This is a genomic window from Bacillus sp. FSL H8-0547 (genome assembly GCA_038002745.1).
In the GTDB taxonomy this organism is placed as follows: Bacteria; Bacillota; Bacilli; order Bacillales; family Bacillaceae; genus Bacillus_P.
In genome coordinates, this window is record JBBODD010000001.1 from 1,810,920 (window position 1) to 1,823,008 (window position 12,089).

Annotated in this window: 14 protein-coding genes; 13 read left to right on the top strand and 1 reads right to left on the bottom strand. The window is 46.0% G+C overall.

All coding sequences use genetic code 11. From position 1 onward, the window contains the following. The first annotated feature begins 96 nt into the window (after positions 1-96). The 3 genes from MHB63_09005 to MHB63_09015 all read left to right on the top strand — a co-directional run bounded on the left by MHB63_09005 (position 97) and on the right by MHB63_09015 (position 2,481). Complete coding sequence (locus tag MHB63_09005; GenBank protein MEK3806664.1) at positions 97-858, top strand: AAA family ATPase; 762 nt, start codon at positions 97-99, stop codon at positions 856-858. Then, positions 851-1,705, top strand: coding sequence for a ParB/RepB/Spo0J family partition protein (locus MHB63_09010; GenBank protein MEK3806665.1), 855 nt, complete (start codon positions 851-853; stop codon positions 1,703-1,705). The genes MHB63_09005 and MHB63_09010 overlap by 8 nt, the downstream gene beginning before the upstream one ends. Before the next feature lie 74 nt (positions 1,706-1,779). Continuing rightward, complete coding sequence (locus tag MHB63_09015) at positions 1,780-2,481, top strand: DUF554 domain-containing protein (protein ID MEK3806666.1); 702 nt, start codon at positions 1,780-1,782, stop codon at positions 2,479-2,481. 2 nt (positions 2,482-2,483) lie between these two features. Here MHB63_09015 and yyaC read toward each other — a convergent pair whose 3' ends face one another. Next, complete coding sequence (gene yyaC / locus MHB63_09020; GenBank protein MEK3806667.1) at positions 2,484-3,107, bottom strand: spore protease YyaC; 624 nt, start codon at positions 3,105-3,107, stop codon at positions 2,484-2,486. 202 nt (positions 3,108-3,309) lie between these two features. Here yyaC and MHB63_09025 point away from each other — a divergent pair, with 202 nt between their 5' ends. The 10 genes from MHB63_09025 to dnaB all read left to right on the top strand — a co-directional run bounded on the left by MHB63_09025 (position 3,310) and on the right by dnaB (position 11,985). Next, a complete protein-coding gene (locus MHB63_09025; GenBank protein ID MEK3806668.1) occupies positions 3,310-4,170 on the top strand; it encodes a mechanosensitive ion channel family protein in 861 nt (286 codons plus the stop codon). Further along, positions 4,167-4,364, top strand: a complete 198-nt coding sequence (locus MHB63_09030; protein MEK3806669.1) for a DUF951 domain-containing protein — start codon at positions 4,167-4,169, stop codon at positions 4,362-4,364. Before MHB63_09025 ends, MHB63_09030 begins: the two co-directional genes overlap by 4 nt. Positions 4,365-4,598: 234 nt before the next feature. Beyond that, positions 4,599-5,699 carry a redox-regulated ATPase YchF gene (gene ychF / locus MHB63_09035; GenBank protein MEK3806670.1) on the top strand — a complete coding sequence of 367 codons (1,101 nt, stop codon included), beginning with the start codon at positions 4,599-4,601 and terminating at the stop codon, positions 5,697-5,699. Between the two features lie 113 nt (positions 5,700-5,812). Beyond that, positions 5,813-6,100: a 30S ribosomal protein S6 gene (rpsF, locus tag MHB63_09040; protein MEK3806671.1), complete on the top strand. Its 288-nt coding sequence runs from the start codon at positions 5,813-5,815 to the stop codon at positions 6,098-6,100. A gap of 38 nt (positions 6,101-6,138) precedes the next feature. Next, positions 6,139-6,666 carry a single-stranded DNA-binding protein gene (ssb, locus tag MHB63_09045; GenBank protein MEK3806672.1) on the top strand — a complete coding sequence of 176 codons (528 nt, stop codon included), beginning with the start codon at positions 6,139-6,141 and terminating at the stop codon, positions 6,664-6,666. Between the two features lie 46 nt (positions 6,667-6,712). Next, positions 6,713-6,952, top strand: a complete 240-nt coding sequence (gene rpsR, locus MHB63_09050; GenBank protein ID MEK3806673.1) for a 30S ribosomal protein S18 — start codon at positions 6,713-6,715, stop codon at positions 6,950-6,952. Between the two features lie 127 nt (positions 6,953-7,079). After that, positions 7,080-8,009 carry a YybS family protein gene (locus MHB63_09055; protein MEK3806674.1) on the top strand — a complete coding sequence of 310 codons (930 nt, stop codon included), beginning with the start codon at positions 7,080-7,082 and terminating at the stop codon, positions 8,007-8,009. An 84-nt stretch (positions 8,010-8,093) separates the two neighbouring features. Next, positions 8,094-10,073, top strand: coding sequence for a DHH family phosphoesterase (locus MHB63_09060; GenBank protein MEK3806675.1), 1,980 nt, complete (start codon positions 8,094-8,096; stop codon positions 10,071-10,073). After that, on the top strand, positions 10,070-10,516 hold the full coding sequence (gene rplI / locus MHB63_09065) for a 50S ribosomal protein L9 (protein ID MEK3806676.1): 447 nt from the start codon (positions 10,070-10,072) through the stop codon (positions 10,514-10,516). Before MHB63_09060 ends, rplI begins: the two co-directional genes overlap by 4 nt. Positions 10,517-10,620: 104 nt before the next feature. After that, positions 10,621-11,985, top strand: coding sequence for a replicative DNA helicase (dnaB, locus tag MHB63_09070; GenBank protein MEK3806677.1), 1,365 nt, complete (start codon positions 10,621-10,623; stop codon positions 11,983-11,985). Positions 11,986-12,089: the final 104 nt, after the last annotated feature.

The following is a 12,089-nucleotide window of genomic DNA, read 5'->3' on the forward strand; positions in this document are numbered from 1 at the left end:
ATTTTTTTAAATTCCTAAAAAGTTCAAACTATTGTCCATATTTCATGATAGAATAAAGAGATGATAGAGTTCATGTCTAGTGAATGAGGTGACACTGTGGGGAAAATTCTTGCCATTGCGAACCAGAAAGGCGGAGTCGGCAAAACAACAACTTCCGTAAATCTTGGCGCTTGCCTGGCTTATATTGGAAAACGGGTTTTGCTCGTTGATGTTGACCCACAAGGAAATGCGACAAGCGGTATTGGAATTGAAAAAGCAGATGTTGAACTATGTGTTTATGATATTTTAGTAGATGATGCAGATGTAGTAGATGTCATAAAGCCGACTGCTGTCGAAAATCTGGATGTTATTCCGGCCACGATCCAATTAGCGGGTGCCGAAATTGAACTTGTCCCGACCATTTCCAGGGAAGTCCGTCTGAAACGTGCGCTTGAAAAAGTAAAACATAACTATGATTATATGATTATCGATTGTCCGCCTTCTCTCGGGCTTCTGACAATCAACGCTCTGACGGCCTCTGATGCCGTCCTCATCCCTGTGCAATGCGAATATTATGCTCTTGAAGGGCTGAGCCAGCTTTTGAACACAGTAAGGCTTGTCCAAAAACATTTGAATACCGATTTAATGATTGAAGGCGTTCTCCTGACAATGCTTGATGCCAGGACCAACCTGGGCATACAGGTCATTGAAGAAGTGAAAAAGTATTTCCGCGATAAAGTTTACAGAACGATTATTCCCCGTAATGTGCGTTTAAGTGAAGCACCAAGTCATGGAAAGCCGATTATCATTTACGACCCGCGATCAAGAGGCGCAGATGTATATTTAGAATTGGCAAAGGAAGTGGTAGTGAATGGCTAAAGGGTTAGGAAAAGGACTTAACGCTTTTTTTACGAATATAGAAGCCGGCAAAGATGAATCTTATCAGGAAATCAAACTGAAGGATTTGCGTCCCAATCCCTATCAGCCCCGAAAAACATTTGCACCCGGTGCGATTGAAGAACTGAAGGAATCCATTCTTCAGCATGGCATTCTCCAGCCGATCGTTGTGAGAAAAAGCATAAAGGGCTATGAAATTGTTGTCGGTGAAAGACGGTACCGCGCGGCGAAAGAAGCAGAACTTGAGGTTGTGCCTGCCGTTGTTAGGGAGCTGACCGAGCAGCAGATGATGGAGCTTGCTCTCCTTGAAAACCTTCAGCGAGAAGACCTCTCTCCGATTGAAGAGGCTGCTGCATATCAGTCCCTGCTTGACCACATGCACATTACGCAGGAGGAACTCGCCAGGCGGCTCGGCAAAAGCAGACCTCACATTGCCAATCATTTGAGGCTTCTTTCCCTTCCGTCAGCCATTCAGCAGCATATATCCGATGGCAAGCTCTCAATGGGCCACGGAAGAACGCTGCTTGGACTGAAAAACAAAGAGAAAGTGAAGCCGCTCGCTGAAAAAATCATGAAGGAACAGCTGAATGTCCGCCAGGTGGAACTTCTGGTGCAGCAGCTGAACGAAAACGTTCCACGTGAAACGAAAAAGAAGGCTGTCAGCAAAGATGTGTTTATTAAAGAGAGAGAATCCTACTTGCGGGAGTATTTCGGTACATCTGTCACCATCAGGCAGCAAAAGAAAAAAGGTAAAATTGAAATTGAATTTTTCTCAAAGGAAGATCTCGAGAGAATTCTGGAATTGCTTGAAGCGGAGCAATCATCTTAGGAAGCCATCTTGCCCATAAGGCGGCTTCTTTTGCTTTGGCTGACAGTACATACAGCTAAACGGAGTGATATAAATTGGTTTTAACAGGAAGTTTGGTTAACGCAGCGGGTATCATTGCAGGGGCCCTGTTAGGCCTTCTGCTGAGGAAAATACCTGAGACGATGAAACAGACCGTCATGGCTGGAATCGGTCTGTTTGTGATGGTTTTAGGGCTTGATATGGCGCTTGAGAGCAAGCAGCTTTTCATCGTGATCATCAGCCTAGTGCTTGGAGCCGTCATTGGGGAAGCGATTGATATTGAACAAATGCTTCACCGGGTCGGACGCCTGCTTGAACGGAAATTCAGCAGGGATCAGACCGGAAACTTTGCGCAGGGCTTTGTGTCGGCCACACTTATTTTTGTTATCGGGGCTATGGCGATTGTCGGATCGCTTGACAGCGGTCTTAGACAGGACCATGACATTCTGTATACGAAGTCCATGATAGACGGCTTTACGAGCATGGTTCTTTCGAGCACGCTTGGCATAGGCGTACTGTTTTCAGCCGTGCCGGTCTTTTTGTATGAAGGCGGCATCGCCGTGTTTGCCAATGTGATTCATCAATATATCCCTGAGAGTTTGCTTGATGATCTTATTTCAGAAATTACAGCAGTCGGCGGAATTCTGATTTTTGCAATCGGCTTGAACATGCTCTCGATTAAAGCCATCCGCGTGGCAAATCTGCTTCCGAGTCTGGCTGTCGTTGCTGTGATCATCACTGTGATGAAACTTGTATAATCTTACTGTATAGACCTGCTGGCATCCTTTACCTGGTTCAGCCAGGAGGTTTTTTTCTTTGTCGGCGCTGCGTTCATTTCGCGGTCAATGGATGCAATGCTGTCCGCAATAATCGAGGCCATCGACATCACAAGATGCAGCCTTGTGTTCTGAAGGACAAAAAACTCCATAAATCCGCTCACATTGACAATGCCATTAATGTGGATGTCTCCGACTTCAGGAAGAACCTTGTTGACACCTGCGCCAGGCTTGATCGGGCCAGCCCCAACCTGAAACGTCCCGACGCTTTTTAACCTGCCGAGGCATGCATCTACAGCTAAGATAAACGGCTTATGGAAGACGCGTTCAATCGCCTCTATGGTTTCTTCTAAATTAACTGCATGGACAGGGTTTGCAAGTGTTCCGTATATATGAAAATGGCGCAGGCCTGCTTCCTTCAGCTTTGTTCCGACTAAAGGCCCCAGGGAATCGCCTGTTGAACGGTCTGTTCCAATGCAGAGCACAACAACCGGTTTCCGTACAGAATGAAGGAGTTTCAGTTCAGCTGACAGCTGCTCGGCCGCATGTTCATCTTCATAATGGATACGGTCACGCGACGGTTTTAAAAAGCCAGGTTTAAAATTCATCCTTTCACTCCCTCATTTTAGTAGTATCAGTATACGGAAGAATTCAGAATTCTATACATGATTACGTGATTGCGGGAGTTTTAGGTCAGGACTGTCATTTCCTATGAAAAGTTGCTAAAATAAATTTTATCTTTAGGAATGTTTTATCTTTCATTAGAAAGGTTGATAAATAGTGGACTTTGCCAACAAGCTGATAAATAAAATGACAGATTCTTTTTTTAATGAAGATATGTGGCTCAGTGCAGGACAAGGCCTGCTGAAAATCATCGGGATTCTGATTCTTGCCTCCATCCTGATCAAGATCGGCAATGTGGTGATCGGAAAGATTTTCATGCTCCGCACCAAATCGCCGCTCAGGATTTCAGAGCGGAGAGAAAACACCCTTGTTAAATTGCTGGACAATGTTCTGACCTATCTTGTTTACTTCATTGCTCTCCTCATGATTCTTGAGACGCTGAGCTTTGATGTAAAGGCGCTTCTTGCAGGAGCGGGAATTGTCGGTCTTGCCGTCGGCTTTGGCGCGCAAAACCTTGTACGGGATATTATCACGGGTTTCTTCATTATTTTTGAGGATCAGTTTTCTGTAGGGGATATGATCCGTGTAGGGCAGTTTGAAGGAACGGTTGAAGAAATCGGCCTGCGGACGACAAAAATCAAAAGCTGGACCGGTGAAATCAATATTCTTCCAAACGGGAACATAACGGAAGTGACAAACTTCTCGATCAACAACAGCGTGGCGTTTGTTGATGTCAGCATTGCCTATGAGGGAGACATCCCAAAGGCAGAAAAAGTCATTGAGGACCTTCTGCTTGAGCTTCCTGATAAATATGAAGAAATGGTCGCGCCGCCTGAACTGCTCGGCGTGCAGAATCTCGGACCGTCTGAAGTTGTACTCCGGGTTGTAAGCGAGGTTCTCCCTATGAAGCATTTCCATATTTCAAGGGTGCTCAGAAAGGAAATTAAAATGAGGCTTGATGAGCACGGAATTGAAATTCCATATCCGCGCATGGTGATGTACTCAAGAAACGAGGAATCAAGGACAAAAGAAAGGATGACGGAATAGTGGATAAAGAGTTCGGCTTAAATGACGTTGTCGAAATGAAAAAACCCCATCCGTGCGGAGAGAACCGCTGGAAAATTATCCGAATGGGCATGGACATCCGCATCAAATGCGAAGGCTGCTCCCACAGTGTCATGATTCCGCGCCGGGAATTTGCCCGGAAGATGAAAAAAAGATTAGTAAAACATGAAGAATAAGTTTTTATAAAGGAAAAACACGGATTTACAAGCCGGTTTTCCTTTTTTTAGTGGAGAAAATGCCATTTCAGCATTCCGGGCCTCTCCCTCTTTAGCTTGTCATTTCCTTCTTTACTATCTATAATTGTTGAAGATTGGTTTAGAAACGAGGACTTGTCTTTTTTTTGTCCAGAAGATAAAACGCAAAGCCCTTTTTGATAAGGGCCATTTAAATATAGAGGAGTGGAATTCATTATGGCTTTAACAGCTGGAATCGTCGGTCTTCCGAACGTCGGGAAATCGACTCTTTTTAACGCCATCACACAGGCTGGAGCAGAATCAGCCAACTACCCGTTCTGCACAATCGATCCGAACGTAGGGATCGTTGAAGTGCCGGATGAGCGTCTTCAAAAGCTGACAGATCTTGTTCAGCCTAAAAAGACGGTTCCGACTGCATTTGAATTTACCGATATTGCAGGAATCGTAAAAGGCGCAAGCAAAGGAGAAGGCCTTGGAAACAAGTTCCTTTCCCATATCCGTCAGGTAGATGCAATCTGCCACGTTGTCCGCTGCTTTGCAGATGACAACATCACTCACGTTGCAGGAAAAGTGGATCCGATTGATGATATCGAAACAATCAACCTTGAACTGATCCTTGCAGACCTTGAATCAGTAGACAAACGTGCAGACCGCGTCGGCAAGCTTGCAAAACAAAAAGACAAAGATGCCGTTTATGAGCATGAGGTTCTGTTAATGCTTAAAGAGGCGCTTGAAAATGACAAACCAGCCCGTTCTGTCGAATTTACAGACGAACAGATGAAGATCGTAAAGCATCTTCACCTGCTTACAAGCAAGCCGGTTCTTTATGTAGCAAACGTTTCTGAAGACGAAGTGGCAGATGCGTCAAACAATGAATATGTAAAGGCTGTCCGCGAATTTGCAGCAGACGAAAAAGCAGAGGTTATTGTTGTCTGCGCCAAGATTGAATCTGAAATTGCAGAGCTTGACGGCGAAGAAAAAGAAATGTTCCTTGAAGAGCTCGGAATTGAAGAATCAGGCCTTGATCAGCTGATCAAAGCATCATACAACCTGCTTGGCCTTGCTACTTACTTCACGGCAGGCGTTCAGGAAGTGCGCGCATGGACGTTCAAAAAAGGCATGAAAGCACCTCAGTGTGCCGGTGTCATCCACTCTGACTTTGAACGCGGATTTATCCGCGCAGAAACGGTTTCCTATGAAGATCTGCTGAATGCAGGAACAATGGGAGCAGCCCGTGAAGCCGGAAAAGTGCGCCTTGAAGGAAAAGAATACATCGTGAAGGACGGGGACGTTATTCATTTCCGTTTTAATGTCTAATCCCGGGTTGCCTAAAGTCCATTTGTTTGCTATAATTTAAACTTGTGAGTAATTGAAATGTTAATTGCTCCTTGCCCGTTTAGGGCCGTTTAGACCAAAAGGAGGTGTAAGAGATGAATAAATACGAAATCATGTATATCATCCGCCCAAACATTGAAGATGAGGCTAAAAAAGCTCTTGTTGAGCGTTTCAACACAATTTTAGCTGACAATGGTGCGGAAGTTGAAGAAGTGAAAGAGTGGGGCAAGCGCCGTCTTGCTTACGAAATCAACGATCTTCGCGATGGCTACTACATGCTTCTTCAAGTTGCATCAAAGCCTGAAGCTGTTCAAGAATTTGACCGCTTAGCTAAAATCAGCGAAGACATCATGCGTCACATGGTAACTAGAAAAGAAGCGTAATTCATATAGATTAGATATCTCAGAAAAGGATGATTCTGATGATGAACCGGGTTGTTTTAGTCGGCAGACTAACAAAAGATCCAGAACTGCGCTACACTCCAGCCGGAGCGGCAGTTGCTACTTTTACATTAGCTGTAAACCGTGCCTTCACAAACCAGCAGGGCGAAAGAGAAGCGGACTTCATTAACTGTGTTGTATGGCGCCGTCCAGCCGAAAACGTTGCAAACTTCCTTAAAAAAGGCAGTCTTGCGGGCGTTGATGGACGTCTTCAGTCACGCAGCTATGAAGACCAGACTGGCAAGCGCGTATACGTAACCGAAGTGGTTGCAGAAAGCGTCCAGTTCCTTGAGCCTAAAAGCGGCGGTGGTGGAAACAGCGGCGGTGGCGGAAACAACAATTATTACGGCGGAGGCCAGGGTGGACAAGGCGGACAGCAAAATCCATTCAGCCAAAACCAAAATCAAAATCAGAATCAGCGTAATCAAGGGCGTTCGAACTTTGATGACGATCCATTCGCTAACGATGGAAAGCCGATTGATATCTCTGATGATGACTTACCGTTCTAAAACATACAGCTCGAACTAAATAAAGTTACGGAAGGAGGAAACAACTATGGCAGGCGGACGCAAAGGTGGACGTGCAAAACGTCGTAAAGTGTGCTACTTCACTGCACACGGAATCACTCACATCGACTACAAAGATGTAGATTTGCTTAAAAAATTCGTTTCTGAGCGCGGTAAAATCTTACCACGTCGTGTAACAGGAACTAGCGCTAAATATCAGCGTAAATTAACGATTGCTATCAAACGCTCTCGTCAAATGGCTTTACTTCCATACGTTTCTGGCGAATAATAAGATGAAAAAGGCAGTGAGGATTCCTTGCTGCTTTTTTTATTATTCAAAGAAACCCTGACATGATTTGATTTGCATGCAGCGCTTCATTTAAAATAAGCTTGGAAGGTAAAAAAGAGGTGAATCTGTGAAACGTGTTAACGTACTGACAGAAGGCGCGATTCTTTTGGCGCTGTTTGCTGTCTTAACATTTATGACGCTTTATCTGCCGCTGTTTGGGGCAATTTTAATGTTCTTTATGCCGCTGCCGTTTATTTTGTATACGGTCAGGCATGGGTTAAAGCCGGCAGGCATTCTGACGGCTGCATCGTGTGCTGTGCCATTGTTAATTGGTTCTTTGTTTGCTTTGCCGCTGACCCTGATTTTTTCAATAAGCGGGATTGTGATGGGTCATTTCTACAGAAAAAAGCAGACAGCAGGAGCTTTAATCGCTGGAACACTTTCCTTTCTGCTGAGCTTTGTCGTGCTGTATGCTGCATCCGTTGCGTTTTTTCAGGTTGATCCTGTGAAGGAAATGACAGCTGCGATGGATGAAACCTTTGAAATGGCGAGATCCATGATGGCAGCAGTGGGCCAGGAAGCAAATGAAGACGCAATTCAACAATTGGAAGAGCAGATGAAGCTCATAGGCTACTTGATTCCAAGTGTCCTTCTCTCTTCTGCTTTTATTTTCACCCTGCTCTCGCACGCCGCGGCCATTCCGGTGATGAAAAGACTGAATGTGCAGATGGCAAAGCTTAAGCACTTCCGCGAGTGGAAACTGCCTTCAAGCATCGTATGGTATTACCTCGGTGTAAGTTTTCTGATGTTTTTCGATCTTCAGGAAGGAAGCTTTCTTTTTATCGCCGCTGTTAACCTTCTGTTTATGCTGCAGATGCTCCTTGTCATCCAGGGATTTTCATTCATCTGGTTCTACAGCTATGTGAAAAACTATTCAAAAGCGATACCGATTGTTGCGGTCATTGTGTCATTGATTGTGCCGATCCTGATGTATCTCGTAAGAATCTTAGGTATAATTGATTTAGCATTTAATTTGCGGGGCCGCGTGAAAAAATAAAAGAAAAGCGCATAAACTAGATTCATACATTGACCCCAGCAATCTTGCGTATGTTTCACTGTAGGTTTGAGGAGATGAAACAACATGCCCAGTTTTTTTGAAAAACCATTAATCAGGTACCCCCTTCTAGCATTGATTGCCCTGACCGCGATTTCCATCATCATCCTTTTTTACTATCAGTGGATGATCGGTTTAGCCGGGGTCCTTCTTTTAGGTGCGATTTTGTTTCTTCTCCGGGCTGCCGATAGAAAAATAAAAGCAGAGATGGAGACTTATATCTCCACGCTCTCCTACCGTCTGAAGCGGGTTGGAGAGGAAGCTTTGATGGAAATGCCGATTGGCATCATGCTGTTTAATGAACAGTTCCATATTGAATGGACCAATCCGTTCCTTACCTCCTGTTTTCATGAGGATACCCTTGTCGGGCGGTCCATGTATGATGTCGCAGAAGCTCTCGTTCCGCTTGTGAAACAGGAAGTGGACACCGAAACGATCACCCTTCATGAACGGAAATTCAAGGTGATCATTAAGCGCGAAGAACGGCTGCTCTATTTCTTTGATGTAACAGAGCAGATTGAAATTGAGAAACAGTATGAAGATGAGCGCACGGTTCTGGGGCTCATTTTCCTGGATAATTACGATGAAGTGACCCAGGGTCTGGATGATCAGACCAAGAGTTCGATCAACTCTCATGTCACGTCCATCCTGAACAAATGGGCGACCGAAAACGGCATTTATTTGAAACGAACATCCTCAGAACGCTTTATGGCGATCCTGAACGAACATATTTTAATTAAGCTTGAAAAAGGAAAGTTTTCAATTCTTGACGAAGTAAGAGAGCAGACGACCGTTGAAAACATTTCCCTGACGCTGAGCATCGGAATCGGGTCAGGTGTCCCTTCTCTGACAGAGCTTGGCGACCTTGCCCAGTCGAGTCTTGATCTTGCACTAGGACGCGGAGGCGACCAGGTGGCCATCAAGCAGACGAACGGAAAAGTGAAATTCTACGGCGGAAAAACGAATCCGATGGAAAAACGAACGCGCGTCCGGGCAAGGGTTATATCACACGCTCTGACAGAAATTATTTCTGAAAGCGACAAGGTCATCATTATGGGCCACAAATACCCTGATATGGACTCGATCGGATCAGCTATCGGCATCCTGAAAGTGGCGCAGGTGAACGATAAAGAAGGCTTTATCGTGCTTGATCAAAACGAAATTGATACAGGTGTACAGCGGCTGATCCAGGAAGTCAGACAGCACTCGGATCTCTGGTCCCGTTTTATTACGAGAGACGAGGCGCAAGAGATATCGACCGATGATTCTGTGCTGATTGTCGTAGACACGCATAAGCCATCCCTTGTCATCGATGAAAAGCTGCTCAACAAAATGGACAATGTCGTCGTCATCGACCATCACAGACGCGGAGAAGAATTTATTAAAGATCCGCTTCTCGTCTACATGGAGCCTTATGCTTCTTCAACGGCCGAGCTTGTAACAGAGCTTCTCGAATATCAGACAAAACGTCTGAAAATGAACATGATTGAAGCGACCTCGCTGCTTGCCGGCATCATCGTGGATACGAAAAGCTTCACGCTCAGAACGGGTTCGCGCACATTTGACGCGGCTTCTTATTTAAGGTCCAAAGGGGCAGACACAATCCTCGTGCAGAAGTTTATGAGAGAAGACATCACGCACTACGTGAAGCGTTCAAAACTGATACAAAATACAAACATGCTGAGAGAAGGCATCGCAATCGCTAAGGCAGATCCTGATTCAGAGGAAACGTTTGATCAGGTCATCATTGCCCAGACAGCGGACACCCTGCTGTCGATGAGCGGAGTTGTGGCATCGTTTGTCCTTGCCCGAAGAAACGACCAGACCATCGGCATCAGCGCCCGTTCACTCGGGGACATAAACGTCCAGCTGATCATGGAAGCCCTGGACGGCGGCGGACACCTTACGAATGCTGCCACTCAGCTTGAGAACCTGTCTCTGAATGAGGCAGAAGAGAGATTAGAACAGGCAATCCTGGAGTATTTAGAAGGAGGAACCAAATCATGAAAGTTATATTCCTGAAAGATGTTAAAGGCAAAGGAAAAAAAGGGGAAGTAAAAAATGTAGCAGACGGCTACGCACATAACTTCCTGATCAAACAGGGGCTTGCAATTGAAGCAAATAACTCTGAAATCAGCAAACTGCAGGGCCAGAAGAAAAAAGAAGAAAAAGAAGCCGCAGCAGAGCTTGAGCGCTCAAAAGAACTGAAAGAAACGCTCGAGAGCCTGACAGTTGAGCTCAAAGCAAAATCAGGAGAAGGCGGCCGCCTTTTCGGATCGATCACAAGCAAGCAAATCGCAGATGAACTGCTGAAAACACACGGCCATAAACTCGACAAGCGCAAAATCGAGCTTCCGGATGCCATCCGCGCTCTAGGGTTTACAAACGTGCCTGTCAAGCTTCACCCTGACGTAACAGCAACACTGAAAGTGCATGTAACTGAACAATAATAAGCAAGATGTGATGTGTGAATGGATGCTGCTTCTTTTCTGCGCAACACATCTTTTTTGCAGGCTTAAGTCCTGCCTAAATCAAGTTAAGGACGGTGATCATCATGAATGAAATGTTTGATGACCGGATTCCTCCACAGAACATTGAGGCGGAGCAAGCCGTGCTCGGAGCCATTTTTCTCGAACCCGCATCATTGATTACAGCTTCTGAAATTCTGATTCCAGAAGACTTTTACAGAGCATCTCATCAGAAGATTTACAATGTCATGCTCGGGCTTGCGGATAAAGGAGAGCCTGTTGACTTAGTAACAGTCACCTCAGAGCTTGCAGATGCCAATTTACTAGAGGAAATCGGCGGTGTATCTTATTTAAGCGACCTGGCGGGTTCCGTCCCGACAGCAGCCAATATTGAATATTACGGCAGAATCGTCGAAGAAAAATCCATTCTCAGACGCCTGATCCGCACGGCAACAACCATTGCCCAGGACGGATATTCACGCGAAGACGAAGTGGCAGTTCTCCTCAACGAAGCCGAAAAAAACATTATGGAAGTCTCCCAGCGCAAAAATGCAGGAGCTTTCCAAAATATAAAAGATGTACTCGTTCAAACGTACGATAACATTGAATTGCTGCACACACGAAAAGGCGACATCACGGGAATTGCGACAGGATTTACCGAGCTCGACCGGATGACGGCAGGCTTTCAGCGAAATGACCTCATCATCGTGGCGGCCCGTCCATCCGTTGGTAAAACCGCCTTTGCCCTGAATATCGCCCAGAACGTCGCAACAAAAACGGACGAAAACGTCGCCATCTTCAGTCTCGAGATGGGTGCGGACCAGCTAGTCATGAGGATGCTCTGTGCAGAAGGCAACATTAACGCCCAGGCACTTCGTACAGGAAACCTGACCCCTGAAGACTGGGGCAAGCTCACAATGGCCATGGGAAGCCTCTCTGACTCAGGCATCTACATCGATGATACGCCCGGTATCCGCGTCAGCGACATCCGCGCAAAATGCCGCCGCCTGAAGCAGGAAAGCGGCCTCGGCATGATCCTGATCGATTACCTGCAGCTCATCCAGGGAAGCGGACGTAACAAGGACAACCGTCAGCAGGAAGTATCCGAGATCTCCCGGACACTGAAGTCCCTCGCAAGGGAACTCAAAGTCCCGGTCATCGCCCTTTCCCAGCTTTCCCGCGGCGTTGAGCAGCGTCAGGACAAGCGTCCGATGATGTCCGACATCCGTGAATCCGGAAGTATCGAGCAGGATGCCGATATCGTAGCCTTCCTCTACCGGGACGATTACTACGATAAAGAATCCGAAAACAAAAACATCATTGAAATCATCATCGCCAAGCAGCGTAACGGACCGGTCGGCACCGTCAGCCTGGCGTTTGTAAAAGAATACAACAAATTCGTCAACCTGGAACGGCGCTTCGATGATGCCGGCGTGCCACCGGGTGCTTAGAAGCTGTCCTTTGCGGGGCGGCTTTTTTTTAATTGGTCAGGGGCTGCAGATGCGCGCTTTCATGTAAGAGGAATCTGGAAATTTTCAAGTAAACGACTGTTTAC

What these genes read in the sequence shown, in the direction of transcription:
- ychF (MEK3806670.1), top strand. Translation starts at nt 4,599, where the DNA reads ATGGCTTTAACAGCTGGAATCGTCGGTCTTCCGAACGTCGGGAAATCG.
- rpsR (MEK3806673.1), top strand. Translation starts at nt 6,713, where the DNA reads ATGGCAGGCGGACGCAAAGGTGGACGTGCAAAACGTCGTAAAGTGTGC.
- dnaB (MEK3806677.1), top strand. Translation starts at nt 10,621, where the DNA reads ATGAATGAAATGTTTGATGACCGGATTCCTCCACAGAACATTGAGGCG.
- ssb (MEK3806672.1), top strand. Translation starts at nt 6,139, where the DNA reads ATGATGAACCGGGTTGTTTTAGTCGGCAGACTAACAAAAGATCCAGAA.
- MHB63_09060 (MEK3806675.1), top strand. Translation starts at nt 8,094, where the DNA reads ATGCCCAGTTTTTTTGAAAAACCATTAATCAGGTACCCCCTTCTAGCA.
- rplI (MEK3806676.1), top strand. Translation starts at nt 10,070, where the DNA reads ATGAAAGTTATATTCCTGAAAGATGTTAAAGGCAAAGGAAAAAAAGGG.
- MHB63_09010 (MEK3806665.1), top strand. Translation starts at nt 851, where the DNA reads ATGGCTAAAGGGTTAGGAAAAGGACTTAACGCTTTTTTTACGAATATA.
- rpsF (MEK3806671.1), top strand. Translation starts at nt 5,813, where the DNA reads ATGAATAAATACGAAATCATGTATATCATCCGCCCAAACATTGAAGAT.
- MHB63_09025 (MEK3806668.1), top strand. Translation starts at nt 3,310, where the DNA reads ATGACAGATTCTTTTTTTAATGAAGATATGTGGCTCAGTGCAGGACAA.
- yyaC (MEK3806667.1), bottom strand. Translation starts at nt 3,107, where the DNA reads ATGAATTTTAAACCTGGCTTTTTAAAACCGTCGCGTGACCGTATCCAT.